Consider the following 1,982-nt stretch of genomic DNA (forward strand, 5'->3'; position numbering starts at 1 on the left):
TTGATTTAAATGCTTAAATAACCATCTTAAATCAAGCTAACTCGGTGGTTGCTAATGCGTTGCAGAAGCTGCTATGCCGTGTCAGTGGATGCGCATTATAGGCAGATTTGAGAACGGCGCAAGGGCTTTTTTAAGGTTTTTTGCATTTAATTTTTATACCTCAATTAAACACAAATTACCTACTACTCATACACAGACTTATCCACAATTCATGTGAAAAACCATTACTATCTCAAACCTTGCTACTCAGCATATGTCGAAGTTATTAGTGACTTCTGCGGCCTATTTAGATGAAAACAAGTTAGGTAATGTTATTAATTTGCGCAACTTACCGCGTTGATACTTCAAATAAGTAGCGGCCATAATCATTTATAATTAATAATTGAATAATTACTGTCATCAATTGGCATTGACAGACAATGAGCTGCTGAGCAAGTTAATCATCTTGGCAGTAAATAAAATGATGAGTTTCATTCTATGCTTTAATCATTCAAGCACAGATCTTATCGAATTAGTTTAAACCCGTTTGCTTCCGGCTAGCGATATATCAAATCAGGTAATCAGGTAATCAGGTAATCAGGTAATCAGGTAATCAGGTAATCAGGTAATCAGGTAATCAGGTAATCAGGTAATCAGGTAATCAGGTAATCAGGTAATCAATCTACAGCTTGCATTGTAATCGGCAACCCTATTCTGAAAATTTAATTATGTTTATATATTTTATGTACTGAGTATAAACAATAATATTGCTATATGCTTTATTACGTTATACACAGCATAACAATCACCAACAATATCAAGCTGCTTTGGCGTGACAAGTAAATTGTTTTATTATCACGCCAATACTAACATCCATTTATATGAAAGCAGTTACCATGGACCTCATAACCTAATTAAGAATCGTTTGAGTTCGGGGTATTACAAAATAACATGACAAAATATCAGCGATAAAAGGATCAATGCAGGCCCGTAGTTAATCATTAAACCACAAGTAAAAATCAAAGAACGTCATTTATTAATATATGAATAAGTATGATAACTCTAATCACCCATAATGCTATGTGGCCATATAGAGACTAAAGTACCAGGCACGCACTAAGTTAACATCGAAAACATTTACTTCTGTGCTCGTTGATGTTCTATCGCAACGGGTTAAACATAAGTTTTATCGTACATTACAGCCACCCCCCAACAGCATCAGGAAACAATAAAAGCAACATGAAGCTAGATTACTAGCTATTTAGTAATTATTGGATGCTTCTCTAAACAGATTGCCTAAGAAAATATAGAAAAGCAAGTTGATGAACCTATGCAGAACTTCACCAGAATTAAAAATAAGTGGTATATGCTGGGTATAGCAACATAGTTAGGAATTGAACAATTCAACATGTGCTATATAAAAGAAGTTGGTATGAAGAAATGCAATGAAACTTAATTAAAGCCATATTTTTCAACAAATACTTCGTTAGCAGTGGGCTTATAACACTCTTTCTAGTTGCTTTTGTAAGGAACGCGACTGGAAATGACCATCGTTATCATTGGCTAATTTGATTTGTTGAGCAATGGTAAAGGACAAGATAATTCTACTTTCACAAAGCCCAGACGTAAAAAAGCCCATTGCGTTAGCAATGGGCTTATCACACTCTTTCGAGTAATTTGGCGCCTGGAAATGACCTACTCTCACATAGGGAGACCCTACACTACCATCGGCGATACTGTGTTTCACTTCTGAGTTCGGAATGGATTCAGGTGGGACCACAGCTCTATGGTTTCCAAACAAATTTTGTATCTAGGACAATAACACTAGAAATTCATGGTGCTGATACCCAGAATCGAACTGGGGACCTCATCCTTACCAAGGATGCGCTCTACCGACTGAGCCATATCAGCATATTTCTGTCTAAATTAGACTAATTTGGCGCCTGGAAATGACCTACTCTCACATAGGGAGACCCTACACTACCATCGGCGATACTGTGTTT

General features: G+C 36.4%; 1 tRNA gene and 1 rRNA gene. Both read right to left on the minus strand.

Annotated features, from left to right (window positions below):
• Positions 1 to 1,661: 1,661 nt before the first annotated feature.
• Positions 1,662 to 1,777, minus strand: a 5S ribosomal RNA gene (rrf, locus tag G3R48_RS16900).
• A 37-nt stretch (positions 1,778 to 1,814) separates the two neighbouring features.
• Positions 1,815 to 1,890 (minus strand) — tRNA-Thr (locus G3R48_RS16905).
• Positions 1,891 to 1,982 lie beyond the last annotated feature (92 nt).

The organism is Shewanella intestini (assembly GCF_018221465.1).
GTDB classification, from domain to species: Bacteria; Pseudomonadota; Gammaproteobacteria; order Enterobacterales; family Shewanellaceae; genus Shewanella; species Shewanella intestini.